This is a genomic window from Bacillus sp. ISL-41 (assembly GCF_018613235.1).
Taxonomy (GTDB): Bacteria; Bacillota; Bacilli; order Bacillales; family Cytobacillaceae; genus Mesobacillus.
The window spans coordinates 124229-149741 of the sequence record NZ_JAGGQP010000019.1; the positions used below are offsets into that span (position 1 = coordinate 124229).

Genomic DNA, 25513 nt, shown 5'->3' on the forward strand with positions numbered 1-25513 from the left:
TGTTATGATAAAAGTTGGCTTTTTTGCCGGAATCAATATTTTTGAGGAGAAGCTGAATGAAAAATAACCTTCCATTTACCATTACCAAGAATGATACGTTCTTTGATTTATTAGGAGATTATATTGGTGATGTCTTTTATGATATATTGCCTGAAAAGGGCTATGAACTACGTGATGAACAGATTTATATGGCCTTCCAGGTGGAGCAGGCGTTTAAGAATAAAGGAATTGTTTTTGCAGAAGCGGGCGTCGGTACCGGCAAGACATTCGTCTATCTTATTTATGCCATTCTATACGCAAGATATATGGGAAAGCCAGCCATTGTTTCCTGCTCGGATGAAACGTTGATCGAGCAACTCGTGAAAGAGGGCGGCGATATCGAAAAGCTTGAAAAGGCGCTAGGATTGAAGGTTGATGTCCGTCTCGCAAAAGCTAGAGAACAGTATGTGTGCGTGAAGAAGCTTGACGACCTTTCAAACACGTCGAATGAAAAAGAAATTCTGGACGTCCATGACCAGCTGCCAGATTTCATCTTTGATGAAGGGATCTCAATGAATTCATTCACTCGTTATGGAGACAGAAAGGAATATCCATGGGTCACGAATGAAAAATGGGCTTCAATGGCCTGGGATCCACTTCAGCAATGTTCAACATGCAGCTGGCGCCATCGCTGCGGCCAAACATTGAACCGTGATTACTATCGTCATGCCGGCGATTTGATCATTTGTTCTCATGATTTTTATATGGAGCATGTTTGGACGAAGGAATCCCGTAAACGGGAAGGGCAGATGCCATTGCTTCCAGACGCAAGTACGGTGATTTTTGACGAGGGCCACTTACTTGAGTTCGCGGCGCAAAAGGGATTAACATACCGGTTCAACTCTCAAACTTTGACCACTGTCCTGACAGGATATATGCACCAGGACGTCCGGGAAGAATCTCTTTATTTAATCGAGGATATTCTGGAGCTCCATGATGCATGGTTTGACCTTTTGGTTGAAAATTCCTCGGCAATAGAAGGGTCTAATCGAAAAGAAGTACCGATGCTATCAAGTATCAGGAAAACTGCGGAAACTCTGGAGAAAAAGGTTACCGATTTAATGGACCAGCTGGTTTTTGATGCCGAAATGTTCCTGATTGACGAGTACCATTTAAAAATCATGGAAGAATATCTCGAGTTTTTCGCCTATGGTCTATCGATTTTCCTTAAGAACGACGAAGGGATATTCTGGCTAGAAGAGAATGAAGTACAAACATCGCTGGTCATCATGCCTCGACTCGTTGAGGATATTTTGAAAAAAGAAGTATTTTCACAAAACATCCCATTTGTATTTTCTTCTGCTACATTGTCCCAAGGGGGAGACTTCAGCTATATAGCGAAAAGCCTGGGCATCGAAAAATATTCCTCCTTTACTGTTGAATCTCCATTTGATTATGAAGAGAAAATGGAACTGGTAGCACACAGTGAGGATGCTGAAATAAAGAAATGGGACAAAATGGGAGGAGACCTTAGGTCCAGCAATGGCAGCTCGCTTGTTCTGTTCTCGTCCGCGCAAGAGATGGAACGATTCCGAGCATGGACTGAAAATCAAGAATGGAGTTTCCCTATCTTGTTTGAGGGAGACCGTGAAATCAGTGAAACCGTTAAGGGATTCCAGAATGACACCGCAACCGTTCTATGTTCATACAGCTTATGGGAAGGACTGGATGTCCCGGGAGAGTCATTGATTCAAGTCATCATTTCGTCATTGCCATTCCCGCCTCATGACCCAGTCTTCCAGGCGAAAAGAAAGCATGCAGATAATCCAGCTGCAGAGGTTGATATACCATATATGCTGCTCCGCCTAAGACAGGGAATGGGCCGCTTGATCAGAATTAACCAGGATAGCGGAACAGTGCATGTATGGCTTACCACAAATCAAAAAGCAGCTTACCTTGAAGAAATAAAAGGTGTACTGCCTGTTCAAAATATTCAATGGAAATAGAAAAATCCCGAAAGGACACTCCTTTCGGGATTTTTCAGTTAGATGTTAGCCTCTGCAGCCACACTTTCTATGGCGGCGGTCACGATCGTCATCCCGATCATCCTGAGCGCCTGCTACTAAGTCCTCGATTATACACCGGCGCACAGCACGGCAGAGATCATCAAAATCAACAGTTGCCCTGACTTTGTCTCTGTCCCGGTTAGGGAAAAACACGCCAGCTACATCATTTTCATTACGATTGTATCCCATTAGAAACTCAACTCCTTTCCATCATGAAAGATACTTACACAATATCTTATGTGGAGAGGGACAAGTTGTCAGGGTCACTACCTATTTTTCTTATAAATGTGCTAGTCTCATACAGATTCAGTTGAAAAGTTTAGTAGATAGAAAAAAGCAAGCGGGGTCCGCTTGCTTTTTTTAATGCATATGGCGGTATACACCGATGACTTTACCAAGAATGGATACATTTCGAAGGATAATAGGATCCATCGTAGGGTTTTCCGGCTGCAGCCTGAAATAATCCTTTTCCTTGAAGAAGCGCTTTACTGTTGCTTCATCATCCTCTGTCATCGCTACAACAATGTCTCCGTTATTAGCTGTTTTTTGCTGCTTGACAATAACGTAGTCGCCATCAAGAATGCCTGCTTCGATCATACTGTCCCCCATGATTTCGAGCATGAAAACCTGCTCATCATGTGGAACGAGGCGGTCAGGAAGAGGAAAGTACTCTTCTACATTTTCGATTGCGGTAATTGGCATACCAGCAGTTACTTTACCGACAACAGGTACATTGACCACTTTATATTTAGGGATGCGGCTATCTTCTTCTATTTCGAGAATTTCAATTGCACGCGGCTTTGTAGGATCGCGTCGAATCAAGCCTTTGCTTTCAAGTCTTGCAAGGTGTCCATGGACAGTGGAGCTTGATGCAAGGCCAACCGCTTCACCGATTTCGCGTACGGATGGCGGATACCCTTTTTTCTTGACTTCGCCTTTTATGAATTCAAATATATCTTGTTGCCGCTTAGATAACTTTGTCATATTCACGCACCTCGTATATTTTCTTGTCCTAATTATACCATGTCTTTTCCACAGATACAAACATAAGTTCGAATTTTTAGGTTGACACAAAACAAATGTTCGATTTATAATAAACTTAATTAACCGAACATACATTCGTCAAGGGGTGCCGTAAATGAAAAAGCTTTGGGAAAACTATTCATATGCAATGATCCTGTTTGCTGTCAGCTTAATTTTTTCAATCGTCGCAAAAGCACAATTAAATAACGAGGATGCATACATAACTGTTACTATAGAAGAAGGGCAATCATTATGGGAGATTGCTGAATCATTTGCCAGTGAACATAATCTTTCTGAAAATGAATTTGTAAGCTGGGTAGAAAAAGAAAACGGAATTATAGGTGAAACAATCGTTCCGGGCGATGAGCTGGTAATCCCTGTGGAGGCTGAGCAGTTTGAACCAACACAGATTGCGGATGCGGAAAGATAGGATGAAATAAGGTGACAATATGAAAGCAATAATCTATTGCCGCGTAAGTACAACAAAGGAAACACAGGAAACTTCGCTGGCCAGGCAGGAAGAAGAGCTGCTGCGGCTGGCAGGCAATTATGGTTTTGAAGTAGCTAGTATTATTAAGGAACAAGCTAGTGGTTATGATTTAGAGAGAGAAGGGATCCTGGAACTGCTGGAACTGATCAAGGATAAGAAGATTGGTGCCCTGTTGATTCAGGATGAGACGAGACTTGGAAGAGGAAATGCCAAAGTCGCGATTCTTCATTGCATTCTGAAAGAAAATGTTAAGTTATATAGTGTCTCCCACAGTGGGGAGCTCCAGTTATCCGAATCAGATTCGATGGTGCTCCAAATTGTCAGTATGGTGGAAGAGTATCAGAGAAAAATCCACAATATTAAGATTAAGCGCGGGATGAAACGAGCAGTTGAGCATGGATACAAACCGCAGCGCAACCTGAAAAATCAGGGTGAAAACTCCGGCCGGGAACGAAAAGAGATGCCGGTCGAGGAAATTGTAAGACTGCGCAATAACGGGCTTACCTTTGCTGAGATCGCAGCAACACTTAGGGGCTTTGGATATGACGTATCCAAAGCAACGGTAAACCGAAGATATCTTGAGTACATAGAGACAGAGGAATAAGGAAGCTCTATTCTTGTAAAATCGAAAAAATTTTAGTAAGATGACATTTGACGTAATTTTTTACAAAGGAGCTTTACAATGCTATCAAGTGATAAAATTGCTAGAATCAATGAACTGGCAAGGAAAGCAAAATCTTCAAAGTTGACAGAAGAAGAAGCCAAGGAACAAACAAAGCTTCGTGCGGAATATCTACAGTCTTTCCGATCTTCTATGCTTAATACACTTAAAGGTGTTACCATTGTGGATCCAGAAGGAAATGATGTTACCCCTGATAAGCTCAAAGAAGAAAAAGCGAAGAATAAGCTTCATTAAATATATGGAAAAATGGAATACATCCAGCATGTATTCCATTTTTATTTTGTTGTAAATTCTTTGACACCGATAAAAACAGTATTACGAGGTACTTCCGGCTGTTCAAACTATTCGGAATTCCTAAATAATGTACTCTGCTGCAATTTCTGTCTCATCAGCTTAAGCAGTGAATTTACATAACAATAGCTAGTTTGTGTCAAAATAGATAACAATACGGCCATTTCTGTCTCATTCAGGCATAATTTGTTGTATAATAATTTCTCTCGCTATAATATTAAGGATGTAGCTAGTACCTATAGAAAGGATGTATTTAATGTTTAAAGAAATTGATATGCTTTCAATTGATTCCATCCGTACCTTATCAATTGATGCAATTGAAAAAGCAAATTCCGGCCACCCAGGCATGCCGATGGGGGCTGCTCCGATGGCTTACACATTGTGGACTCGTTATATGAACATCAATCCAAAGAATCCAGAATGGTTTAACCGCGATCGTTTTGTATTGTCTGCAGGACATGGTTCAATGTTGTTATACAGCTTGCTCCATCTTGCAGGTTATGATTTAACCATGGATGATATTAAACAATTCCGCCAGTGGGGCAGCAAGACTCCTGGACACCCTGAGTTCGGCCATACTGCCGGTGTAGATGCAACAACTGGTCCGCTTGGCCAGGGGATTGCTATGGCAGTCGGCATGGCAATGGCAGAACGTCATCTTGCTGCAGTCTACAATAAAGATAACTTTAATATCGTTGATCACTATACATACAGCATTTGCGGTGACGGCGATCTTATGGAGGGTGTATCTGCTGAAGCAGCATCACTTGCTGCTCATCTAAAGCTAGGCAGAATGATCGTTCTTTATGATTCAAATGATATTTCTTTGGATGGCGATCTTGATAAGTCATTCTCAGAAAGTGTTGAAGGACGATTCAAGGCGTATGGCTGGCAATACATTCGCGTAGAAGATGGCAATAACCTTGAAGAGATCGCAAAAGCAATTGAAGAAGCAAAGACGGATGAAGACCGTCCGACAATGATTGAAGTCAAAACGGTTATCGGGTATGGTTCACCTAACCTTTCAGGTAAATCGGATGTTCACGGTGCTCCGCTTGGGGCTGATGAATTGAAGCTTACGAAGGAAGCTTATAAGTGGACTTTCGAAGAAGACTTCCATGTGCCAAGTGAAGTGTATGATCACTTCAAACAGCAAATCGCTGAAAAAGGTGAACAAACGGAACAGGCTTGGAATGAGCTTTTTGCAAAATATAAGAGTGAATATCCCGAACTAGGAGCTCAGCTTGAAGAAGCCATGAAGGGTGAGTTAGTTGAAGGATGGGATAAAGACATTCCTGTATACGAGGAAGGAAAGAGTCTTGCGAGCCGGGCTTCCTCTGGAGAAGCACTTAACGGTATCGCAAAAAACCTTCCTTACTTGGTCGGTGGATCCGCTGACCTTGCTGGATCAAACAAAACAATGATCAAGGGATCAGGTGACTTCTTCCCGAATTCATTCGAAGGCCGCAACATTTGGTTTGGTGTTCGTGAGTTCGCCATGGGTTCTGCTATGAACGGTATGGCTCTACACGGCGGACTTAAGATATTTGGCGGAACATTCTTTGTGTTCTCCGACTACTTGAAGCCGGCAATCAGACTTGCTGCTTTAATGGGCTTGCCTGTGACTTACGTCTTCACTCATGACAGTATCGCTGTAGGAGAAGATGGACCGACTCACGAACCAGTTGAGCAGCTTGCTGGGCTCCGTGCTATGCCGAACTTGTCAGTGATCCGTCCTGCAGATGGCAATGAGACTGCCGCTGCGTGGAAGCTATCAATTGAATCTACCAAGACGCCTACGGCACTTGTGTTGACACGCCAAAACCTGCCGACAATCAAAGATACTGACAAGAACGCATATGAAGGCGTATCAAATGGCGCTTATGTCATTTCCCCAGCTGGTAAGGAAACTGCTGATGCATTGATTCTTGCAGCCGGTTCAGAAGTTGGCCTAGGTGTTAAGGCACAGGAAGCTTTGGCTTCTGAAGGCATTGATGTGGCTGTTGTCAGCATGCCATCATGGGACCGCTTCGAACAGCAGTCCAAGGAATACAAGGAGAGTGTCATTCCAAAGTCTGTCAAGAAGCGTCTTGGAATTGAGATGGGCTCTTCACTAGGATGGCACCGTTATGTTGGTGACGAAGGTGAAGTTCTTGCAATCGATACTTTCGGTGCATCAGCTCCAGGTGAAAAGATCTTGGAAGAGTACGGATTCTCCGTGAACAATGTAGTTGCACGCGTAAAAGCATTGCTCGAGCAAAATTAAATAATTGGTATTGAAAAGAGTACGGAACCAATAATGGTTTCGTACTCTTTTTGTTTGGAATAAATAATGGGAATTCATGTTAAAATCAATTAGCAATTATCTGAACTTAGATTACCAGTGATTTTTATTTAAATATTTTTTCCGTCTTCATGCAACCAGAAAGTGGTTGAGTTCGCCTAAAGAATAGAAGTAAACAAGGAGGTGCTGCTTTTGGAACAGATAGAATTGATGCTGCGAATCCAGAATGGAGATGAGTCAGCATTCGCTAAATTACTGAATCCATTGATTGAAAAGGCATATAAAACGAGCTATAGTATTGTCCGTTCAAAGGAAGAGGCAGAAGAAGTCGTCCAAAACGCAATGCTTGAAGCATATCGGAATATCATGGCCGGTAAGGAAATTGTCTATTTTAATACCTGGTTTTACAAGTTGGTTTCACACCGATCCATTGATAACGTTAGAAAGAAATCAAGGTTGATGGAAACTGTAATCGAAATCGATACGTTAAAAGATTCCCGGGAAGTAGTCGATGAAGTGCTCCAGGATGAAATGCATCTGGAAATCAACCAAGGGATACAGTCTATCAAGAACGGAGATTATCGGAATGTTTTGCTCTTGTACTATTATCAAGATTTCTCCATACAAGAGGTCTCAGAAATGCTTGGCATGAAAACTTCAACAGTCAAATCCCATCTCCATAGAGCCAGAAAAGCATTAAAGGCAAGGTTAATGGAAAATCAAATCATAGGGGTGAGCACACAATGAGTACGGAAGACAAGTTGATCAAAAGTGAGTTAGAGGAAGAAATGAAAAAGATTGAGGTGCCATCTTCACTTTATGATTTTGCCAAAAACATTAAGACGGAAGAAAGACAAAGGAAATCAACTGGAAAAATTAGCAGAAAGAGAACTTTCCAGGTCGCCGCAGCAGCTGTGATTGCTCTTGGGGTAACGGCTGGTTCGGCATTCTATAATCCTGCTGTAGCAGAAATGGCTTCTAAAATTCCTTACCTGGGACAGGTTTTCCAGACGAAATCTGTTAATACCATGCTTCGGGATGCGCTGGAGAAAGAAGGGTATGAAAACTTCTCCCTAGGGATGACTCCGGGTGAAGTGACCAGTTTTGAAATCAGGATTAAAGGTTCTGAAAAGGATGCTGACCGAGAGAGAAAGAAAATAACAGCTATAACAGATAAGGTTCTAAAAAGTAAAGGATACGATGCGTATAAAATTAAAGTTAGCTCTTATATTCCTCAAGTTACACCAATTACAAAGGAGGAAGAGGAATTAACCAAGCTTGGTGAAAACCTAGAAGCTGCTCTAAAGCAAGCCGGTTTTGACATTCTATATGTAAATCCATTCAATAGCCAGATTGAAGTTGCTATACCAAAAACAGAAACAAGTGTAGCAGAAATTAATAAAGCAACAATCCAGGCAGCCAAAAATAATGGTTACGAAAGAGAAGTCACCATAGAAATTGTCGATATAGAAAAAAATAACCGCGAAGACATTTGGCTTCGTTATATGAGAAGCATATATGAAGGAATGGCTCTGAAAAAAGAGTATCATGTAACCGGTTATGGGTATTCATACAAAAATAATAAAATGAAAATGATCATAAAAACTAATTTGAAGCCATCTGATAAGGAAGCAGAAGAAACGGTTAACAAAATTCGGGAGGAAATCGGTAAGTTTGTTGAAAGTGAAAAACAGAATTCAAATGTAAAAGAGGATGAATACGAGATAATAATCCGCGATAAAAGTGGAAATGACTTACCATATTAACAGAGTGTTAAAAAAGCGGATCTTCCGCTTTTTTATTTTTATAAGGTATAAAATTGAACTCAATAACAAATAATGTTAAAATAGAATCGAACTGATGTTCTTAAATGTTTGAAAGAGGTGCTGGAATGATTACTGGAATTGTCCCTTATCTTGTGACAAATGGAAATGGTCAGGAAGCAGTGAAGTTTTACCAGGAGGCACTGGGAGCCGAAGTAGTCAGTCTGCAAACGTTTGGAGATATGCCTGCAAATCCAGAATATCCGCTGCCTGAAGAAGCAAAAAATCGAGTATTGAACGCCCAGATGAACATTGGAGATGCGAAATTGATGCTATCTGATACATTTCCTGGACACCCATTTCAGTTTGGATCTCAAGTCACAATCGCATTAATGGTGGATAATCCTTCTGAAGCAAAGACAATTTTCGAGAAGCTTCTAGCAGGCGGAAAGGTTACAATGCCACTTCAGGAGACCTTCTGGAGCCCAGCTTACGGCCAGGTAACTGATCAGTTTGGAGTCGAGTGGCAAGTATCAACAGAATTGAAGAAATAAATCCTGAGCTGGACTGTTAAGGCAGTCTGGCTTATTTTTGTAATATAGAGATTGAATTGATGAACGGTGTGGAATCAATGATAATATTAACTTCGCTTAATAGGAGGTAAGGAAATGACAGGAAAGTTTGAAGGGAAGACGGTCATCATAACCGGTGGGTCAAATGGGATTGGTAAAGGAATTGCCGAAGCATATGCAATTGAAAAGGCAAATGTATGTATTGCGGATATAGATGAAACAAAGGCGAAAGAATTAATTTCCAGGCTAAAAGAGTTGGGGGGACAAGCTGCCTTTTACAAAACAGATGTCAGAAAAGAAGAGGACCTTGTCAGCCTGGTGGATCGTGTTTTAAATGATTTCGGGCAGATTGATATATTAATCAATAATGCCGGGGTATCAAGGTTCAAGCCTTTATTTAAGCTTACGACAGAGGAATGGGAAGATGTCGTATTCACGAATCTCAGAAGTGTATTCATTGGATCCCGTGAAGCTGCCCAAAGGATGAACGAAGGTGGACGAATTATCAATATTGCATCAACAAGGGCAACCATGTCTGAACCGAATTCCGAAGCTTATGCTTCCTCTAAAGGAGGAATTGTTGCATTGACACATGCCCTTGCCGCTTCGCTTCAAGAGAAAGGAATCACAGTCAACTCTATAAGTCCTGGCTGGATTCAGACAGAGGATTATGATGGATTACGTGAAAAAGACCATCTTCAGCATTGGTCCAATCGTGTCGGGAGGCCGGAGGATATAGCTAAAGCATGCCTCTATTTAGCTGACCCGGAGAACGATTTTATTAATGGCCAGGACCTTGTTATTGATGGAGGAATGACACGTAAAATGATCTATGAAGAGTAAAATAAATGAGAGGGAGTTGCTAAAATAATAGCGGCTCCCTTTCAAATTTGAATGTTTTTTTATAAAATAAGGGGAACGAGTATAGTATTTGGGAGAGAAATCATGATGAAATACAGTAAAAAGAAACCCAAAAAGAAAAAGCAAGTGCAGAGAAACTTCAATTTGGCCATCTTATTGTTTGTAAGCTTCGTTGGTTTTTTTCTGCTTGATAGATTCCTGGATTTATATAATGATAATTTCAAAAAAATGAATGTAGGTGTGAATAGTTCAATCGGTGAAGTAGCCAAATATACTCCGATGATTGAGGAAGAATTGAAAAAAGTAGGATTGGACGATCACACTGTCACAGTCGCAGCTTTAATGATGCAGGAGAGCAGAGGGAAAGGCGGCGACCCAATGCAAGCTTCTGAATCAATGGGTTTGGCTCCTAATGCCATACAGGATCCGCAACAAAGCATTCAGCAAGGTGTAAAGTACTATCAAAGTGTCGTGAATCATGGCAATAAAATGCAGGTGGATTTCCCGACTATCATCCAATCATACAATATGGGAATCGGCTATATTGATTTTGTAGCCAAAAACGGCGGGAAGCATAGCGAGGAGCTGGCAAAAAAGTTTTCCATGATCCAGGTAGAGAAGAATCCGCAAACCTATGATTGCGGCGGGGACAAGGACAATTTTCGCTATCCTTATTGCTATGGCGATTTCACTTATAGCACGAAGGTGGCGAAACATATGGAATCCATTACGGTGAGCATTCCAGCAAACTTAAGCGAGGCAAGTACGAAGCGTTCTTTTTAAATTCAGTGATATGACAACCAGAAAAACATCCAAATATTCGGGTGTTTTTTTTGTTAAAGAAAATTTTCTGAATAAAGCAGGAAAAAAGAATGAACACGGTAAATATATTAGTAACAAATACCTATACTAATAATCAGGAGGTGTGTATATATGTTTGAATATGGAAAGGACATTCCACTGGACGGCGCGGTTGTAAATCAAGCAGCAGAACAAGGAGCGGCCGAGGTTCAGGATATCACGGAAGGGGCTGTTTTCAGCTTCGACCATCGCAAGGACATTCCATTGGACGGTGTAAAATAGACCAGTAAAAAAAGCCTGAAAACAGGCTTTTTTTACTGGTTCAAAATTGTTTAGCAAGCTCGTTTGCGCGCTGAATTGCTTGTTGTTTGATGTCCTGAGCTTTATCAGGCGTAGCTGCCATACCTTCAACCGCCAAGGTTTCAACATCAGTCACACCCATGAAGGCAAGAACTGCACGTAGGTAACGGTCCCCAAATTCCAAATCTTTTGCAGGACCCTCTGAGTACACTCCGCCTCGTGCCTGGATATGAAGGGCTTTTTTACCACCTAGCAAACCAACAGGTCCTTCTGCAGTATACTTAAATGTTTTACCGGCTATTGCTATATTGTCAATGTAAGCTTTCATTTTTGGAGGGAAACTGAAATTCCATAGTGGAGTCGCAAAGATGTACTTATCCCCTGCGATGAATTGGTCTGTCAGTTGATTAATCGAGCTGACTTTTTGTTTTTCATCATCGCTAAGCTGTTCGAAAGCCGAACCTTGCTGTAATTTGCCCCAGCCGCTGAAAACATCTGTATCAATAAATGGTATGTCCATTTTATAAAGGTCCAATCTGATGACCTCATCTTCAGGATTGTTTTCACGATAGGCTTTAATGAACTCCTCACCAACCGATAAACTGAACGATTCCTCAACCGGCTTTGGATTTGCTGTAATGTAAAGTACTGTTGCCATGCATAGTCATCCTTTCTCTTTCTGATTAACATTGATATATTCCCCTCATTCGAAGCGAGTATTCCATTTTTAATTAAAAAACTGTAAAACCTCGTAATTCGTGACAACGGAACAGGTGAAAATTATAATAAAAAGTGAGAAAGTTTTGAATTCGACATAATTAGTGGATTTTTTCGGCATCTTTAGACAAACGCTGAATGAACGTTTTCTTATAATATAGACAAAAGCTTGTCTGCAGAGGAGGGGATCATGTGAGATCCTACCAGCTATATCTAATAGAAGATGAATTTGCCTCCCATTATTTCGGAAGAGAACGGATGTTTTATCAATTGTTTTTGGAATATAGTCAAGCAAACGATGCCCTGAAATCTATCATTGCCAAGCAAGTTAAATTCGTTACGAAATCCATTCCTGTGCTTCGCATTCATCAACTCCTTCATCAACAGCTTTCGAAGGCTAAAGGATTTCATGTTGAGAACGGCATATACATTTATGAAAACAACTCAAATAACAGTTCAGCCACACTTACAGTCCATGAGAGGTGGCTAGAGTTAGATTCCCATGGGCAAGTAGATGCGGAGACTGTCTTTTTTGAAATACTCCGGAAATGTGAATCATCTTTCCTTGCCATCGACCTTGAATCAAATAAGTATGGTTGGCTGAAGCCGATTAAAGAACGAAAATATGTATAGTGAAGGCAGATGCAACAATTGGTGATTCCATTCAGAGCTGATGAATGCAAAAAGTTTTGAAATTGAATTGATTTAATAGAGAAAAAAACCTGCAGATATTGTATAATAGCTGTTGGTTTAGTACACTGTATGTTAGACAACATGAAGGAGGAAGTTTTATGTGGGATCTAATTCTAGTTGGTATACTGGCATTAGTTGTCGGTGTAGCGCTAGGATTTTTCATTGCTCGTAAATACATGGAGAGCTACTTAAAGAAAAATCCGCCAATCAACGAACAAATGCTTAAAATGATGATGATGCAGATGGGTATGAAACCATCCCAGAAGAAAATCAATCAAATGATGTCAGCAATGAACAAGCAGACAGGAAAATAAAAAAGGACAAGCACTCATTCATTCTAATGATGGGTGCTTTTCTTTTTGTAGTATTCAATTAAGGACATTTTAGTGTTGAAGAGATCAAAATGTCTAAGAAAAGGGATTTAATAGACATTTTGAAGCGTGAGAGGGACCGCAATGTCTAAGAAGAGGTCTTTATTAGACATTTTGAAGCGTAAGAGGAGTCGATATGTCTAAGAAAAGGGATTTAATAGACATTTTGTAGTGAGAGAGGGATCGAAATGTCTAAGAAGATGGATTTAATAGACATTTTAAAGTATTGAAGAAATCGAAATGTCCAAGAAGAGGGTTTATAAACACTTTGAAGCATAGGAATAATCAAAAAGGCTTAGATAGAACATAATGTGATGTTTCAAACTCATCTGCTACTAATAAAATGTCTGCAAAAAAACAACGCCTGAAAGTGGCGTTATTTTTGTTTGTCTGATTTGTCCTCGGCTTTATTTTTAGCACCTTGCTGAAATATTGAATCGAAAAATTCGTCTGCTGTTTCCATTACACCGCCGTGAAGCTGACCGTCCGACCCGACTTTGTTTTTATCACCTTTAACTGGATTATGGATTCTTACCATTGTAAGCTCACCTCCTATTATTAGGCTTTGTCATCCTGGTCCAAAATAACCGGCTTGAAGCATTTGTTAAACTATGGCAGGACATCTATCGGCCAATACAGAATATGAATCCTAAGTAATTTAAAAAGGGGATCATTTTATGTACCAATATTTCAAAGGACTTGTTATACGTGAAGGCACGGAAGGAATATCAGCGGAAAAGGTCGAGAAGCTTTTTGAAGATGCGGGCTGGGCCCGTAACACCCAAGATTGGCAAAAGGAAAAGTTTTCGCTGATATTCAAAAATTCAACCTGGGCATTTACGGTGTGGGATCAAAATGAAATGGTCGGAATGGTCAGGGTCATCTCTGATCAGATTATGGCAGCGAATATTATGGACCTGGCAGTTTTATCAGGATATCGTGGAAAAGGGATTGGCCAGAAGCTCGTGCAGCTTTGCGTCCAAAAGCTCCCACATGGAGACTGGTTTGCACATACTTCTGCCAACAATTTTAGCTTCTATGAAAAATGCGGTTTCGAGGTCAAGGATCTTTCGCAAAATGGTACATGCGCGTATTATGGGTATATTCAGGCCCGGAAAGATGGACATAGATAGGAGTGCTGTAATAGAATCAACATGGATTTGAGACAGCCATCAAGCAGCGGCTGCGATAAGGTATGAAAACTTCATAAAAAAGCTGCAGATTATGAAGAAGTATGGGGGCAGTATAACGATGGCTGGGCAACTGCTGAAGATGACAAGGGTAATGTTTTGATCCCGTTTTACCCTAATGAAAAGTTCGCAGAAACATTTACTAAATATGAATGGGAAGGCTTTATAGCAAAAAAATGAATTGGATTACTGCCTCGAGAACTGGCTTCCAGGGATAAAGTCAGACGGGGTAAAGCCTTCCATTTTCCCAACCGACACAGATTCCGCAGTAATGGCTGTGGACACATTGCTCAAAGACCTGGAAGCAGAGCTGGAGAATTATTGATTTAATAATCCAAATATAAACCATATCCAAAGTATACCCAATGTGGTATAATCGGGACATCTTGATTTAAGGAAGAGAGAGCTGAAAAAATGTCACGTCAATCTGAAAGTGCAGCGGCTGCGGAAAATCAACCCGACTGGCTGCAAGATTATGTAGAATCACCTGAAAAACAAAAAGCTTTATATAAAAGAACATTACTGATAGTTGTTCTGTCCCAGATTTTTGGCGGAGCTGGTCTTGCAGCCGGGATAACGGTAGGGGCATTGTTGGCAAAAGAAATGCTTGGCACTGATAGTGTGGCTGGTCTGCCGATAGCGCTCTTTACTTTAGGTTCTGCAGGAGCAGCTCTCATTATCGGGCGCCTTTCACAGCGTTATGGCAGGCGTGCGGGCCTGGCTTCAGGATTTTTAACTGGCGGAATTGGCGCGATTGGTGTAATCATTGCTGCAGTAACGAATAATATCTTTCTGTTATTTGCGTCACTTTTGATTTATGGTGCCGGCAGTGCGACAAATTTACAGGCGCGTTATGCAGGGACAGACCTGGCCAGTTCAAAACAACGTGCAACAGCGGTCAGTATTGCAATGGTCTCCACAACGTTTGGAGCTGTAGCTGGTCCTAACCTTGTTGAGGTAATGGGAGAGTTTGCAACATCTGTAGGTGTTCCGGCGTTGTCGGGACCATTTATTCTCGCAGCGGCAGCCTATATCGTTGCTGGATTGATACTATTGTTTTTCCTTCGTCCCGATCCGTTTGTGGTAGCAAGGGCCATAGCTTTGGCGGAACAAAAAGCTAAAACCAGTTCCCCTGATTATGTCGAGGAAGAACTTGTTACCGATAAACGAGGAATCGGAGTGGCGGCTCTAATCATGGTCCTCACCCAAATGGTGATGGTAGCGATTATGACGATGACTCCTGTGCATATGGGCAGCCATGGACATGGTTTAAGCGCGGTTGGTATGGTAATTGGTTTCCACATTGGTGCAATGTATCTGCCTTCTTTATTGACTGGTGTACTTGTTGATAAAATCGGGCGTGCAACGATGGCGGTCGCTTCCGGAGTTACACTGCTGGCTTCCGGGATTATGGCTGCTGTTGCTCCGGGTGAATCTATGTTTTGGATCACATTAGCACTCATTCTCCTCGGTCTAGGCTGGAACTTTGGCCTGATCAGCGGAACAGCTCTACTTGTCGATGCCACAAATCCGACAAATCGCGCAAAAATGCAAGGAACAGTTGATGTAATGGTCGCGTTGTCGGGAGCCTCAGGCGGAATGCTATCAGGCATGGTTGTGGCTAATTCAAGCTTTGCCTTCCTTTCGCTTGCAGGTGGAGTACTTTCCTTAGTGTTAATACCATTTGTAATATGGACAAATAAAAAGTAATTATTTTTTCTTTTGGGTCTGGATGTTTCCAGGCTTTTTTTATTTGGACATTTAAAGGTTTTTCCAGTTTCTTTATCGAAATGTTCTTGATGAAAAATTTAAGAAAGAGATGAACAAGATGAGAAAATTAGTGCTTTTGAGTGATCTTAGAAATATAAATCCAGCTTTAATTAGCAAAATCAAAAATGTAACTGGCGGCCAGGCTCTTAGGCTTGCTTATATCCCTTCACGAACAGATAAAAAAAGATGGTATTTTGAAAAAGCCCAGCCAGAGTTTTCGGAATTGGGTATTACTGACTTCTTTTATTTTGACGTAGACGAAGACTTCGAATCATCACAGCTGGAGGAGTTTACAAGCTGTGACGCCATTTTTCTGTCAGGGGGAAATACCTATCAATTATTGAAAAACCTGAAGGAACGCAACATTGTAAAATATATCAAAAAAATGGTGAACGAGGGGAAACCTTTAATCGGTGTTAGTGCGGGCAGCATCATCATGTCCCAATCCATCAAGATTGCCGCATTCCATGATGAAAATGAAGTCCAGTTAAAAGATTTAAGCGGGTTAGGAGTGGTGGATTTTGAGTTTATGCCCCATTGGAACAGAGAAAGAGATCAGCTGGATAAGCTTTTAAAATATTCCCTGTTTCAGGAAGAAAGCATTTTTACCTGTCATGATGGCGAAGGAATAGTTATTGAGGGTGATGAAATTGAGTTTTATGGAGATATAAAGGAGATAAGAAAAGGTGCGTTGCTATAAATTCAGAAAGGGGTATGCCATTCAATCCTCTAAAGGACAAACAGAAGGCGGAACCGGGTAAAAGTGTCCGATAGAAGAGCTCTATCGGACAAACAGAAGGCGGAACGCAAGAAAAGTGTCCGATAGAAGGGCTCTAACGGACAAACGGAAGACGGAACGCAAGAAAAGTGTCCGATAGAAGGGCTCTATCGGACAAACGGAAGGCGAAACGCAAGAAAAGTGACCGAAAGAATAGCTCTATCGGTCAAACGGAAGGCAGAACACAAGAAAAGTGTCCGAAAGGAGTCTATTCTATAAGAGCCCTTTTAACTTCGAAACGACATCCTTTGGGCTGAATGGCTTCAAGATGTATTCGCTGGCCCCTAATTCTGATCCTCGTTTAAGGTCACTAGCTTCCCCTTTAGCAGAAAGCATGATGACGGGTGTGTCTTTGGTTTTCCTGATTTCCTCTAATACTGAAAAACCATCCCTTCCAGGCATTAAAATGTCCAGTATAATGACATCAAATGAATGCTGTAAAGCTTTCTCCAAAGCTTCTTCCCCATTGTCTGCAACTTCAACGACAAACGCTTCTCTTTCTAAATACATCTTTAATAAATGGCTAATTCTTTGTTCATCCTCAGCAACTAGCACTCTCTTTCCCATGTCTTCCCCCTGAAAAATCTTTGTTTATTGTAAGTATACACTATTGCTAAGTTGTTTTCTTCACTGGTGAGGGAAATTAATCACGGTAAAAAAATTGATTTTGCAAAATGAACGTGATAATATGTGACCTATAATAATTTAATTCATACTATACATATAGGAATTATAAAAATTAAATCGGAGTGAATGAAAATGGGTCGGGAATTTATCCCCTTATTTGATGATTGGGCCGAATTTTACGAGGACACCGTGTCCGGATATGATCTTGAATACAAAGAGGTATTTGAAAATTATGATAAAATATTACAAACAGTTGCCTTAAGGTCTAATGGTACCGTATTGGAGTTTGGAGTAGGAACAGGGAATCTTACTGAAAAGCTGATTTCATTGGGAAGAGTTGTATATGGAGTAGAGCCATCTAAAGCGATGAGAGCGAAGACAAAAGCTCGATTCACGGATCTGCATTTATACGATGGGGACTTCATTAACTTCCCTGAACTTCCTGGAAAAGTAGATTCGATCGTAAGCACGTATGCTTTTCATCATTTAACCGATGAAGAAAAGGCTACAGCCCTCAAATTGTACAGCAAACTCTTGGGTGATCAAGGGAAGATTGTGTTTGCTGATACTGCTTTTGTAAGTGAAGAACACCGGGAAGAACGACATCGAATCGTAAAAGAGCAGGGGTATGAAAATTTGCTTGCTGATCTAAAGAGAGAATACTACACAACTCTCGAAATGTTGGAGAAGCTTTTTAAGAAAAACGGATTTCAGGTTTCTTTTGAAAAATTGAACTCTTATGTTTGGCTGATGGAAGCTGTTAAAGTAAGTAAAAATTAATATGGTATTGGAGAGTTGCAGCAATGAGAGTTGGAATAATCGGAGCAATGGATGAAGAGGTTGATTTACTGCGCAGCAAGCTAGAGGAAAGGGAAGATACAATTCTAGCAGGAAGTGAATTTTATCAAGGCAAGATTGATAGTTTAGAAGTTGTGCTGCTGAAATCTGGCATCGGAAAAGTGAACGCGGCATTGGGAACGACATTGTTGATTGACAAATTCGAGCCGGATGCCATTATCAATACTGGATCTGCAGGCGGCTTCCACAAGGATCTCAATGTCGGAGATGTGGTCATTTCTACTGAAGTGAGACACCATGACGTTGATGTTACGATTTTTGGCTATGAATATGGTCAGGTCCCGAGAATGCCAGCATATTTTGCTCCCGATGAAAAACTTGTAAACGTAGCAGTAAAGAGTGCTGAACAAATTGATGGTATCCAGGTTGTTAATGGCTTGATCGCATCTGGCGATTCCTTTATGAATGATCCTGAGAGGGTTGAATTCATCAGGACCAAGCTGCCCGATTTGTATGCAGCCGAAATGGAGGCAGCAGCAATCGCACAGGTAGCATATCAATTTGAAAAACCATTTGTCATTATCAGGTCGCTCTCCGATATTGCCGGCAAAGAGTCGAACATTTCATTTGACCAATTCTTGGAAACAGCAGCGAAAAATTCCGCAGGACTGATTTTACTAATGTTAGAGGAGTTGAAGAAGTAATGGTAAAGAAAATGAATGTTGAGAGCTTTAATTTAGATCACACGAAGGTGGCCGCACCATATATCCGTTTGGCAGGAACAACACAGGGTGCCAGTGGCGATGTAATTCATAAGTATGATATCCGCTTTTGCCAGCCAAACAAGGAGCATATGGAAATGCCAGGCCTTCATTCTCTTGAACACTTAATGGCAGAAAACATTCGCAATCATCATGCGAGTGTCGTAGATATTAGTCCAATGGGCTGTCAGACTGGGTTTTATCTGTCAGTGATCAACCATGATGACTACGACAATATTCTAGAAGTATTAGAAGAAACTCTTAAAGATGTGCTTGAAGCGGATGAGGTTCCTGCATGCAATGAAATCCAGTGCGGATGGGCGGCAAGCCACAGCCTTGAGGGAGCAAAAGAAATTGCAGCAAAAATGCTGGAAAAGAAAGATGAATGGCGCCAGGTATTTGCTGAATAAGGAGAGTTAAATGCAATGACGGTTTACCGCAGTATCCATGAATTAATAGGACATACACCAATGGTTGAACTTACCCAATTCCATTTGACTAACGATGTCCGCTTATACGCAAAGCTGGAATACTTAAACCCAGGAGGCAGCATCAAAGACCGGCTGGGAGTAGAGTTGCTAGACGAGGCATTCCTTACAGGCAAGTTGGGAAAAGGCGGCACTCTGATTGAGCCAACTGCCGGAAACACGGGGATCGGGCTGGCGTTGGCAGCAATCAACAAAGGCATTGAGGTTATCTTTGTAGTGCCTGAAAAATTCAGCATTGAAAAACAAACGGTGATGAGGGCTCTCGGTGCAAACATCATCCATACACCTACATCGGATGGGATGGAAGGAGCAATACGCAAAACGGAACAATTGCTTGAAGAAATCCCTAATTCCTACTCACCATCTCAATTTTCCAATCCGTCAAATCCAGATACTTATTATAAAACGCTGGGACCTGAGATTTGGCAAGACTTAGATGGCAGAATTGATATTTTCATAGCTGGTGCCGGTACTGGCGGAACATTCATGGGTACTGCGAAGTTTTTAAAAGAGAAAAATCCAATGATAAAGACCGTTATTGTTGAACCCGAAGGATCGATTCTAAATGGAGGAGAGTCTGGTCCCCATAAAACAGAAGGAATCGGAATGGAATTCCTTCCGCCATATATGGACACTGCTTTATTTGATGAGATCTATACCATCTCCGATAAAGATGCATTTGACAACGTGAAGGAACTCGCGGCTAGAGAGGGAATACTTGCTGCAAGCTCATCTGGCGCAGTTCTTCACGCAGCTTTACAAGAAGCGCGAAAAGCCCCTCCTGGCACCAACATCGTTACCGTCTTTCCGGACGGCAGTGAGCGTTACTTAAGCAAAAAAATTTATGAGGGGGGAATTTAAATGAAACGCAAAACAAAAATGATACACGGTGGTATTCCCGGAGATAAAACTACGGGGGCTGTTTCATTTCCAATTTACCAGGTAAGTACTTACAAGCAAGATGAGGTTGGAGTTCATAAAGGCTACGAATATTCACGGACAGGGAACCCAACAAGATTTGCTTTAGAGGAATTGATCAAGGATTTGGAAGAAGGGAAAAGAGGATTTGCCTTTGGTTCCGGAATGGCGGCAATCACTGCCGTGATGATGCTCTTTAACTCAGGAGATCACATCATTTTGACCGATGATGTTTATGGCGGGACATACAGGGTGATGAACAAGGTCCTAAACCGGATTGGGATTGAATCAACATTTGTCGACACAACAGACCTTGAAGCGTTAAAGGCTTCGATTCAGCCAAATACTAAGGCCCTCTATATCGAGACACCAACAAATCCGCTTTTAAAAGTAACGGACATTAAAGCCTGTGCAGAACTGGCAAAAGAACATGGATTGATGACCATCGTCGATAACACTTTCAGTACTCCTTACTGGCAGACACCGTTGACTCTAGGTGCTGATATGGTCCTTCATTCTGCAACTAAATATCTAGGCGGCCACAGTGATGTAGTGGCAGGATTGGTCGTCGTGAATGATGACAAGCTTGCAGATGATCTTCATTTTGTCCAAAACTCAACCGGAGGGATTCTTGGGCCGCAGGATTCCTGGCTGCTTGTACGTGGGATTAAAACTCTGGGTCTTCGGATGGAAGCGCACGAGGCGAACACTAAGAAGATCGTCGAGTTTTTATCAGAACATAAGGGTGTGGAGAAAATTTATTATCCCGGTCTGAAAACTCATCCACAGCATGCCATTGCAAAGGAACAGGCAGGAGGATTTGGAGGCATGGTCAGCTTTGACGTAGGAAGCGCTGAAAAAGCGGCTGAGGTGTTAGGAAAGGTAAAATATTTCACACTTGCTGAGAGTCTTGGCGCGGTGGAAAGCTTAATATCTGTTCCAGCCAAAATGACCCATGCATCTATCCCTGCAGAGCGAAGAGCAGAATTAGGCATTACCGACGGGTTAATCCGCATTTCTGTCGGAATTGAAGATGCAGAGGACTTAATAGAGGATTTGAAGCAGGCTTTACAATAGAAATCCTGTGCAAATTGGCGCCCGAAAATCCGGGATTTGCGAAAAATAGGTCACCAATAGAATAATAGAATGAAAACAGGCACCGGATTGACCGGTGCCTTAATTTTGTTACCAATTACGTTATCAATATTAAGAAGCCTTCTGCTCAGTAAAAGAAGCTTGCCTGGCTGCTTTTTCCCCTTTAAAAACATTGAATACCAGATTCAATATGATGGCGGTTAAGCTGCCGGCGACGATCCCGTTGTCTGTCAGGATTCGAATACTTGACGGCATTTGTGCGAATAGTTCAGGCACGGCTGTCACACCAAGACCCATTCCGACTGAGCATGCAATGATCAATAGATTCTCCTGTGATGAGAACTCTACTGCGCTAAGCATTTTGATTCCATAGGCGACAACCATGCCGAACATGGCTACCATTGCTCCTCCTAAGACAGGGGTAGGAATAATCGTAGTCAGGGCACCAATTTTCGGTACAAGCCCGAGCAATACAAGGAAAGCACCCGCTGTGTATATGACATTCTTTGTTTTGACTCCTGAGAGCTGAAGAAGTCCAACGTTTTGTGAATAAGTGGTATAAGGAAAAGCATTAAAGAATGCTCCGAGGATAATCGCAAGACCCTCGGCACGGTAGCCATTTGCAAGATCTTTTTCTTCCAGCTTTTCTTCACAAATATCACTTAAAGCAAAGTATACTCCTGTTGATTCCACAAGACTGACCATCGCCACAAGTATCATTGTTAGGATCGCTGATACTTCAAATGTCGGCAAACCAAAATAAAATGGTGCTGGCATATGAAACCAGGAAGCCTCTCCAACAGCAGCGAAATTATCCATTCCCATAAAATAGGCAACGGTAGTTCCCGCAGCTAATCCTAATAAAATAGCAATGGCACGAACAAATCCTTTAAAGAAACGGAATAGCACAATAATGAACAGCAATGTGCCAAATGCCAATCCGATGTTTGTAAGAGAACCATAATCAGGGCTGCCCTGTCCGCCTGCCATGTTGTTCATCGCAACAGGAATTAAAGTGATACCGATGATTGTAACGACAGATCCAGTCACAACCGGAGGGAAAAACCTGACAAGCTTTCCAAAGAACTTTGAAATCACGACGACAAATATACCTGAAATGAGAATGGATCCATAGATTGCTGAAATACCATATTGTCCGCCAATCGCAATCATTGGTCCTACGGCAGTGAAGGTACATCCTAGTACGACAGGAAGGCCGATTCCGAAGAATTTATTGCGCCACACCTGCAGGAGGGTAGCGATACCGCACATGAAAATATCAATCGATACTAGATAAGTCAACTGTTCACCTGTTAAACCGAGGGCTCCTCCCACAATCAGAGGAACAATTACCGCTCCTGCATACATCGCCAGTACATGCTGGATTCCTAATGAAGCTATTTTAAAAGGATTCTGTCTCATCGTGTCAATTCCGCCTTTCCTTCCTCATTATGTTCAAATTTGACGATACCTTTTTCAAGTGAACGAATAGTAGCCAGAGATTCCACCCGATAGCCCTTGTCTCGCAAAAGGGAGCCGCCATCCTGGAATCCTTTTTCAATCACAATGGCGATGCCGGCAATTGATGCGTCAGCCTTACTGGCAATTTCCGCAAGTCCTAGTGCCGCTTGTCCATTGGCAAGGAAATCGTCAATGATCAACACTCTATCGTTATTTGATAGATACTGTTTTGAAACAGATATTTCGTTTGATTCTTTCTTGGTAAAAGAATAGACAGATGCTGTAATCAAGTCATCTAAGAGAGTCAAAGACTTTCTTTTCCTTGCAAAAACAACTGGTACATTCAGCTGAAGACCTGCCATAACAGCAGGAGCAATTCCAGATGATTCAATCGTCAATACTTTGGTTATCCCGCTATCTGCAAACCGCTGGGCAAATTCCTTCCCGATTTCCAACATCAGCTGCGGATCAATCTGGTGATTAAGGAATGAATCAACCTTGAGTACTGAAGATGACAGGACAGTCCCTTCATTTTTAATCTTTTTAACAAGCAGTTCCATTATATTCCTCCTCTTAAGATGAGGGCCCAAAAATACAAAAAAGCCCATAGCCTTGCATTCACATCATAAAATGAGTGAAGCAATGGCCTTGGGCTTACAATAAGCTGCAGGCAAACAGAGGTTGAGTAGAGCCCTCTGCATTGCTCACTCATAGTCGGATCATTTACGGTAATCCGGTAGAAACTTGCAGGCCATATCCCCGCGATTATATGAGTGAATGTATGATTTTAAAATCATTATATCACTATTTTAATTTGTTTCAACAGAAAAACGATGAAAATACGAACAAACCGAAAAGACTTGAGTTATAACATTCGTTTTATATGTTTATTTCGTAATGGGAAGAGATAAAATAAAAAATCTTCCCCATTTTACAAATATTTGATAAACTATTTAAGCATTTGAGGGGTTTGGGGGATATACATATGAGCGTATTCAAGGATTTATTATGGTATTTCAAGTCAGAGAAAAAGGCTTATCTTACAGGGGTTTCTCTACTGTTATTTGTAGCACTGCTCCAGCTTGTCCCGCCGCGAGTCATTGGAATAATCGTAGATGAGATCACCAATGGAACACTGACGGCTGGGAAACTAGGGAAATGGATTTTAGTTTTAGCCGCTTCAGGGCTGGCGATGTATTCACTTAGGTATTACTGGCGGATAATGATTTTTGGTTCAGCGGTAAAGCTGTCGCGATTATTAAGGAATCGGCTTTATGCCCATTTTACGAGCATGTCGCAGTCTTTTTACCAGAAAAGAAGGACAGGGGACCTGATGGCTCATGCCACAAATGACCTTTCGGCGATCCAGCAGACTGCCGGGGCCGGTGTCCTGACCTTTGTTGACTCTGTCTCAACCGGCGGCTTTGTTATCATCGCGATGGCAGCGACAATCAGCTGGAAGCTGACATTGATCGCTTTGATTCCAATGCCATTCATGGCTTTGCTGACAAGCTGGTACGGGACGATGCTTCATAAAAGGTTCCATAAAGCCCAGGAAGCTTTTTCGGATTTAAACGATAAGACACAGGAAAGCATTACGGGAATTAAGGTCATCAAAACATTTGGCCAGGAAAAAGAAGACATCGAGGATTTCCGCAAACAGTCTGAGGATGTTGTGAAAAAGAACATTTCCGTCGCAAAGGTTGATGCTTTATTCGACCCGACGATTTCCATCATTGTCGGCATCTCATTCTTCTTATCGATTGCGTTTGGAGCCAGGTATGTATTGAACGGTGAACTGACAATTGGACAGCTAGTGGCTTTCACTTCCTATCTAGGCTTGCTGGTGTGGCCGATGCTTGCGTTCGGCTGGTTTTTCAATATTGTGGAACGAGGAAGGGCGTCATATGACCGTGTTTCCGCCTTGCTTGATGAAAAAATCGACATTCAGGACAAACCAGATGCCCTGGATATTGTTCCGAATGGTGACATTAAATATGATATTGAGTCATTTACCTATCCTGGTGACCAGGAAGCTTTATTGAAGGATATCAAATTTGATTTAGGGAAAGGGCAGACCCTGGGAATCGTCGGAAAAACCGGTGCCGGAAAAACGAGTTTATTGAAGCTGTTAATTCGTGAATTTGACCTTTCAGAAGGCAGCATCAGCATTGGCGGAAGAAGTATCCGTGACTATAAGATGGATCGATTGAGACAGGCGATCGGATACGTACCGCAGGATCATTTCCTTTTCTCCGCGACTGTCATGGAGAACATTGCATTCGCAAATCCTTCGGTTGATAAGGAAGTTATCTATAGTTCAGCCAGAGTGGCGAACATCCATGATGACATTCTCGAATTTACAGTTGGCTACCAAACAGTTGTCGGGGAGCGGGGGGTTTCACTCTCAGGCGGGCAGAAGCAGAGAATCTCGATTGCCCGCGCATTGGTGATGAATCCTGAAATCCTGATCCTGGATGACTCCCTGTCGGCGGTCGATGCGAAGACCGAGGAACAGATTTTATCAGCATTGAAAGAAAATCGAAAAGATAAGACAACAATTATCACTGCACACCGATTGAGCGCCATCCACCATGCTGATCTGATCGTTGTCCTCGAGGATGGCCGGATTGCTGAACGCGGCACTCACGACCAGCTGATGGAGCATGACGGCTGGTACAAGGATATGTATTTAAGGCAGCAGCTTGAAGAGCTTGTCGAGCAGGGAGGGTGA

The 25513-nt window shown here is 41.9% G+C and carries 29 protein-coding genes, 1 pseudogene and 1 riboswitch; of the genes and pseudogenes, 23 read left to right on the top strand and 7 right to left on the bottom strand.

The window, feature by feature from the left end:
* The first annotated feature begins 56 nt into the window (after window positions 1-56).
* Entirely contained in the window at window positions 57-1985 is a 1929-nt protein-coding gene (locus tag J7I80_RS09295) for an ATP-dependent DNA helicase (protein ID WP_214737799.1), read from the top strand.
* Between the two features lie 45 nt (window positions 1986-2030).
* Here J7I80_RS09295 and J7I80_RS09300 read toward each other — a convergent pair whose 3' ends face one another.
* Both J7I80_RS09300 and lexA read right to left on the bottom strand, forming a co-directional pair.
* Window positions 2031-2234, bottom strand: coding sequence for a hypothetical protein (locus J7I80_RS09300; protein WP_214737801.1), 204 nt, complete (start codon window positions 2232-2234; stop codon window positions 2031-2033).
* A gap of 171 nt (window positions 2235-2405) precedes the next feature.
* Window positions 2406-3029, bottom strand: a complete 624-nt coding sequence (lexA, locus tag J7I80_RS09305; protein WP_023614724.1) for a transcriptional repressor LexA — start codon at window positions 3027-3029, stop codon at window positions 2406-2408.
* 154 nt (window positions 3030-3183) lie between these two features.
* Between lexA and yneA the strand changes: the two genes are divergently transcribed.
* From yneA to J7I80_RS09355, 10 genes are all read left to right on the top strand, one after another.
* Window positions 3184-3498 (top strand): cell division suppressor protein YneA, encoded by a 315-nt coding sequence (gene yneA, locus J7I80_RS09310; protein WP_214737803.1) that lies wholly within the window; start codon window positions 3184-3186, stop codon window positions 3496-3498.
* Window positions 3499-3517: 19 nt separating this feature from the next.
* Window positions 3518-4162 (top strand): YneB family resolvase-like protein, encoded by a 645-nt coding sequence (locus J7I80_RS09315; protein ID WP_214737805.1) that lies wholly within the window; start codon window positions 3518-3520, stop codon window positions 4160-4162.
* A gap of 78 nt (window positions 4163-4240) precedes the next feature.
* Window positions 4241-4474 (top strand): DUF896 domain-containing protein, encoded by a 234-nt coding sequence (locus tag J7I80_RS09320; protein WP_214737807.1) that lies wholly within the window; start codon window positions 4241-4243, stop codon window positions 4472-4474.
* 313 nt (window positions 4475-4787) lie between these two features.
* Window positions 4788-6797, top strand: a complete 2010-nt coding sequence (tkt, locus tag J7I80_RS09325) for a transketolase (RefSeq protein WP_214737809.1) — start codon at window positions 4788-4790, stop codon at window positions 6795-6797.
* Window positions 6798-7007: 210 nt separating this feature from the next.
* Window positions 7008-7562 carry an RNA polymerase sigma factor gene (locus J7I80_RS09330; protein ID WP_214737811.1) on the top strand — a complete coding sequence of 185 codons (555 nt, stop codon included), beginning with the start codon at window positions 7008-7010 and terminating at the stop codon, window positions 7560-7562.
* A complete protein-coding gene (locus tag J7I80_RS09335; protein WP_214737813.1) occupies window positions 7559-8581 on the top strand; it encodes a DUF4179 domain-containing protein in 1023 nt (340 codons plus the stop codon). Before J7I80_RS09330 ends, J7I80_RS09335 begins: the two co-directional genes overlap by 4 nt.
* 125 nt (window positions 8582-8706) lie before the next feature.
* Window positions 8707-9132: a VOC family protein gene (locus J7I80_RS09340; protein WP_214737815.1), complete on the top strand. Its 426-nt coding sequence runs from the start codon at window positions 8707-8709 to the stop codon at window positions 9130-9132.
* Window positions 9133-9246: 114 nt separating this feature from the next.
* A complete protein-coding gene (locus J7I80_RS09345) occupies window positions 9247-9993 on the top strand; it encodes an SDR family NAD(P)-dependent oxidoreductase (protein ID WP_214737817.1) in 747 nt (248 codons plus the stop codon).
* Window positions 9994-10095: 102 nt separating this feature from the next.
* A complete protein-coding gene (locus J7I80_RS09350; protein ID WP_251027678.1) occupies window positions 10096-10794 on the top strand; it encodes a lysozyme family protein in 699 nt (232 codons plus the stop codon).
* A gap of 150 nt (window positions 10795-10944) precedes the next feature.
* A complete protein-coding gene (locus tag J7I80_RS09355) occupies window positions 10945-11094 on the top strand; it encodes a hypothetical protein (RefSeq protein ID WP_214737819.1) in 150 nt (49 codons plus the stop codon).
* A 40-nt stretch (window positions 11095-11134) separates the two neighbouring features.
* Here J7I80_RS09355 and J7I80_RS09360 read toward each other — a convergent pair whose 3' ends face one another.
* Complete coding sequence (locus tag J7I80_RS09360) at window positions 11135-11770, bottom strand: FMN-dependent NADH-azoreductase (protein WP_214737821.1); 636 nt, start codon at window positions 11768-11770, stop codon at window positions 11135-11137.
* A 251-nt stretch (window positions 11771-12021) separates the two neighbouring features.
* Between J7I80_RS09360 and sirA the strand changes: the two genes are divergently transcribed.
* Together sirA and J7I80_RS09370 are read left to right on the top strand one after the other, a co-directional pair.
* Window positions 12022-12462: a sporulation inhibitor of replication protein SirA gene (sirA, locus tag J7I80_RS09365; RefSeq protein WP_214737823.1), complete on the top strand. Its 441-nt coding sequence runs from the start codon at window positions 12022-12024 to the stop codon at window positions 12460-12462.
* Between the two features lie 158 nt (window positions 12463-12620).
* Window positions 12621-12836 (top strand): YneF family protein, encoded by a 216-nt coding sequence (locus J7I80_RS09370; protein WP_041966564.1) that lies wholly within the window; start codon window positions 12621-12623, stop codon window positions 12834-12836.
* 433 nt (window positions 12837-13269) lie between these two features.
* Here J7I80_RS09370 and J7I80_RS09375 read toward each other — a convergent pair whose 3' ends face one another.
* A complete protein-coding gene (locus J7I80_RS09375) occupies window positions 13270-13431 on the bottom strand; it encodes a hypothetical protein (protein WP_214737825.1) in 162 nt (53 codons plus the stop codon).
* 139 nt (window positions 13432-13570) lie between these two features.
* Between J7I80_RS09375 and J7I80_RS09380 the strand changes: the two genes are divergently transcribed.
* The 4 genes and pseudogenes from J7I80_RS09380 to J7I80_RS09395 all read left to right on the top strand — a co-directional run bounded on the left by J7I80_RS09380 (window position 13571) and on the right by J7I80_RS09395 (window position 16553).
* On the top strand, window positions 13571-14026 hold the full coding sequence (locus tag J7I80_RS09380) for a GNAT family N-acetyltransferase (RefSeq protein WP_214737827.1): 456 nt from the start codon (window positions 13571-13573) through the stop codon (window positions 14024-14026).
* 132 nt (window positions 14027-14158) lie between these two features.
* Window positions 14159-14263 (top strand): annotated as a pseudogene (locus J7I80_RS23645) (hypothetical protein); the annotation flags it as partial.
* 234 nt (window positions 14264-14497) lie between these two features.
* Entirely contained in the window at window positions 14498-15793 is a 1296-nt protein-coding gene (locus J7I80_RS09390) for an MFS transporter (RefSeq protein ID WP_214737829.1), read from the top strand.
* A gap of 118 nt (window positions 15794-15911) precedes the next feature.
* Window positions 15912-16553, top strand: coding sequence for a Type 1 glutamine amidotransferase-like domain-containing protein (locus tag J7I80_RS09395; RefSeq protein ID WP_214737831.1), 642 nt, complete (start codon window positions 15912-15914; stop codon window positions 16551-16553).
* Window positions 16554-16844: 291 nt separating this feature from the next.
* On the opposite strand, the gene J7I80_RS09400 is transcribed toward J7I80_RS09395, so the two are convergent.
* A complete protein-coding gene (locus tag J7I80_RS09400) occupies window positions 16845-17198 on the bottom strand; it encodes a response regulator transcription factor (RefSeq protein ID WP_214737833.1) in 354 nt (117 codons plus the stop codon).
* Between the two features lie 192 nt (window positions 17199-17390).
* Here J7I80_RS09400 and J7I80_RS09405 point away from each other — a divergent pair, with 192 nt between their 5' ends.
* Genes J7I80_RS09405 through J7I80_RS09425 form a run of 5 tightly spaced genes read left to right on the top strand, consistent with a single transcriptional unit; the run spans window position 17391 to window position 21300 of the window.
* Window positions 17391-18038, top strand: coding sequence for a class I SAM-dependent DNA methyltransferase (locus J7I80_RS09405; RefSeq protein WP_214737835.1), 648 nt, complete (start codon window positions 17391-17393; stop codon window positions 18036-18038).
* Window positions 18039-18061: 23 nt separating this feature from the next.
* On the top strand, window positions 18062-18760 hold the full coding sequence (gene mtnN / locus J7I80_RS09410) for a 5'-methylthioadenosine/S-adenosylhomocysteine nucleosidase (RefSeq protein WP_214737837.1): 699 nt from the start codon (window positions 18062-18064) through the stop codon (window positions 18758-18760).
* Window positions 18760-19227 (top strand): S-ribosylhomocysteine lyase, encoded by a 468-nt coding sequence (locus J7I80_RS09415; RefSeq protein WP_214737839.1) that lies wholly within the window; start codon window positions 18760-18762, stop codon window positions 19225-19227. The genes mtnN and J7I80_RS09415 overlap by 1 nt, the downstream gene beginning before the upstream one ends.
* A gap of 15 nt (window positions 19228-19242) precedes the next feature.
* Window positions 19243-20166 (top strand): PLP-dependent cysteine synthase family protein, encoded by a 924-nt coding sequence (locus J7I80_RS09420; protein WP_214737841.1) that lies wholly within the window; start codon window positions 19243-19245, stop codon window positions 20164-20166.
* Window positions 20167-21300, top strand: a complete 1134-nt coding sequence (locus J7I80_RS09425; protein WP_214737843.1) for a bifunctional cystathionine gamma-lyase/homocysteine desulfhydrase — start codon at window positions 20167-20169, stop codon at window positions 21298-21300. It abuts the gene before it with no gap.
* A gap of 129 nt (window positions 21301-21429) precedes the next feature.
* On the opposite strand, the gene J7I80_RS09430 is transcribed toward J7I80_RS09425, so the two are convergent.
* Both J7I80_RS09430 and J7I80_RS09435 read right to left on the bottom strand, forming a co-directional pair.
* The gene (locus J7I80_RS09430) at window positions 21430-22740 is read right to left on the bottom strand and encodes a nucleobase:cation symporter-2 family protein (protein WP_214737846.1); all 1311 of its coding nucleotides are present in this window, start codon (window positions 22738-22740) and stop codon (window positions 21430-21432) included.
* Window positions 22737-23339 (bottom strand): xanthine phosphoribosyltransferase, encoded by a 603-nt coding sequence (locus tag J7I80_RS09435; RefSeq protein WP_214737848.1) that lies wholly within the window; start codon window positions 23337-23339, stop codon window positions 22737-22739. The genes J7I80_RS09430 and J7I80_RS09435 overlap by 4 nt, the downstream gene beginning before the upstream one ends.
* Window positions 23340-23470: 131 nt before the next feature.
* A riboswitch (purine riboswitch) is annotated at window positions 23471-23572 on the bottom strand.
* A 192-nt stretch (window positions 23573-23764) separates the two neighbouring features.
* On the opposite strand from J7I80_RS09435, the gene J7I80_RS09440 reads away from it, so the two are divergent.
* On the top strand, window positions 23765-25513 hold the full coding sequence (locus J7I80_RS09440) for an ABC transporter ATP-binding protein (protein ID WP_214737850.1): 1749 nt from the start codon (window positions 23765-23767) through the stop codon (window positions 25511-25513).

Bases quoted from the DNA above. Each gene is read 5' to 3' on its own strand.
- J7I80_RS09315 (WP_214737805.1), top strand. From the start codon at position 3,518: ATGAAAGCAATAATCTATTGCCGCGTAAGTACAACAAAGGAAACACAG.
- J7I80_RS09320 (WP_214737807.1), top strand. From the start codon at position 4,241: ATGCTATCAAGTGATAAAATTGCTAGAATCAATGAACTGGCAAGGAAA.
- J7I80_RS09370 (WP_041966564.1), top strand. From the start codon at position 12,621: ATGTGGGATCTAATTCTAGTTGGTATACTGGCATTAGTTGTCGGTGTA.
- J7I80_RS09355 (WP_214737819.1), top strand. From the start codon at position 10,945: ATGTTTGAATATGGAAAGGACATTCCACTGGACGGCGCGGTTGTAAAT.
- J7I80_RS09380 (WP_214737827.1), top strand. From the start codon at position 13,571: ATGTACCAATATTTCAAAGGACTTGTTATACGTGAAGGCACGGAAGGA.
- yneA (WP_214737803.1), top strand. From the start codon at position 3,184: ATGAAAAAGCTTTGGGAAAACTATTCATATGCAATGATCCTGTTTGCT.
- J7I80_RS09295 (WP_214737799.1), top strand. From the start codon at position 57: ATGAAAAATAACCTTCCATTTACCATTACCAAGAATGATACGTTCTTT.
- J7I80_RS09405 (WP_214737835.1), top strand. From the start codon at position 17,391: ATGGGTCGGGAATTTATCCCCTTATTTGATGATTGGGCCGAATTTTAC.
- J7I80_RS09345 (WP_214737817.1), top strand. From the start codon at position 9,247: ATGACAGGAAAGTTTGAAGGGAAGACGGTCATCATAACCGGTGGGTCA.
- J7I80_RS09300 (WP_214737801.1), bottom strand. From the start codon at position 2,234: ATGGGATACAATCGTAATGAAAATGATGTAGCTGGCGTGTTTTTCCCT.
- J7I80_RS09340 (WP_214737815.1), top strand. From the start codon at position 8,707: ATGATTACTGGAATTGTCCCTTATCTTGTGACAAATGGAAATGGTCAG.
- lexA (WP_023614724.1), bottom strand. From the start codon at position 3,029: ATGACAAAGTTATCTAAGCGGCAACAAGATATATTTGAATTCATAAAA.
- J7I80_RS09350 (WP_251027678.1), top strand. From the start codon at position 10,096: ATGATGAAATACAGTAAAAAGAAACCCAAAAAGAAAAAGCAAGTGCAG.
- tkt (WP_214737809.1), top strand. From the start codon at position 4,788: ATGTTTAAAGAAATTGATATGCTTTCAATTGATTCCATCCGTACCTTA.
- J7I80_RS09425 (WP_214737843.1), top strand. From the start codon at position 20,167: ATGAAACGCAAAACAAAAATGATACACGGTGGTATTCCCGGAGATAAA.
- J7I80_RS09415 (WP_214737839.1), top strand. From the start codon at position 18,760: ATGGTAAAGAAAATGAATGTTGAGAGCTTTAATTTAGATCACACGAAG.
- J7I80_RS09335 (WP_214737813.1), top strand. From the start codon at position 7,559: ATGAGTACGGAAGACAAGTTGATCAAAAGTGAGTTAGAGGAAGAAATG.
- J7I80_RS09390 (WP_214737829.1), top strand. From the start codon at position 14,498: ATGTCACGTCAATCTGAAAGTGCAGCGGCTGCGGAAAATCAACCCGAC.
- J7I80_RS09375 (WP_214737825.1), bottom strand. From the start codon at position 13,431: ATGGTAAGAATCCATAATCCAGTTAAAGGTGATAAAAACAAAGTCGGG.
- J7I80_RS09400 (WP_214737833.1), bottom strand. From the start codon at position 17,198: ATGGGAAAGAGAGTGCTAGTTGCTGAGGATGAACAAAGAATTAGCCAT.
- J7I80_RS09360 (WP_214737821.1), bottom strand. From the start codon at position 11,770: ATGGCAACAGTACTTTACATTACAGCAAATCCAAAGCCGGTTGAGGAA.
- J7I80_RS09430 (WP_214737846.1), bottom strand. From the start codon at position 22,740: ATGAGACAGAATCCTTTTAAAATAGCTTCATTAGGAATCCAGCATGTA.
- J7I80_RS09395 (WP_214737831.1), top strand. From the start codon at position 15,912: ATGAGAAAATTAGTGCTTTTGAGTGATCTTAGAAATATAAATCCAGCT.
- mtnN (WP_214737837.1), top strand. From the start codon at position 18,062: ATGAGAGTTGGAATAATCGGAGCAATGGATGAAGAGGTTGATTTACTG.
- J7I80_RS09435 (WP_214737848.1), bottom strand. From the start codon at position 23,339: ATGGAACTGCTTGTTAAAAAGATTAAAAATGAAGGGACTGTCCTGTCA.
- J7I80_RS09420 (WP_214737841.1), top strand. From the start codon at position 19,243: ATGACGGTTTACCGCAGTATCCATGAATTAATAGGACATACACCAATG.
- J7I80_RS09440 (WP_214737850.1), top strand. From the start codon at position 23,765: ATGAGCGTATTCAAGGATTTATTATGGTATTTCAAGTCAGAGAAAAAG.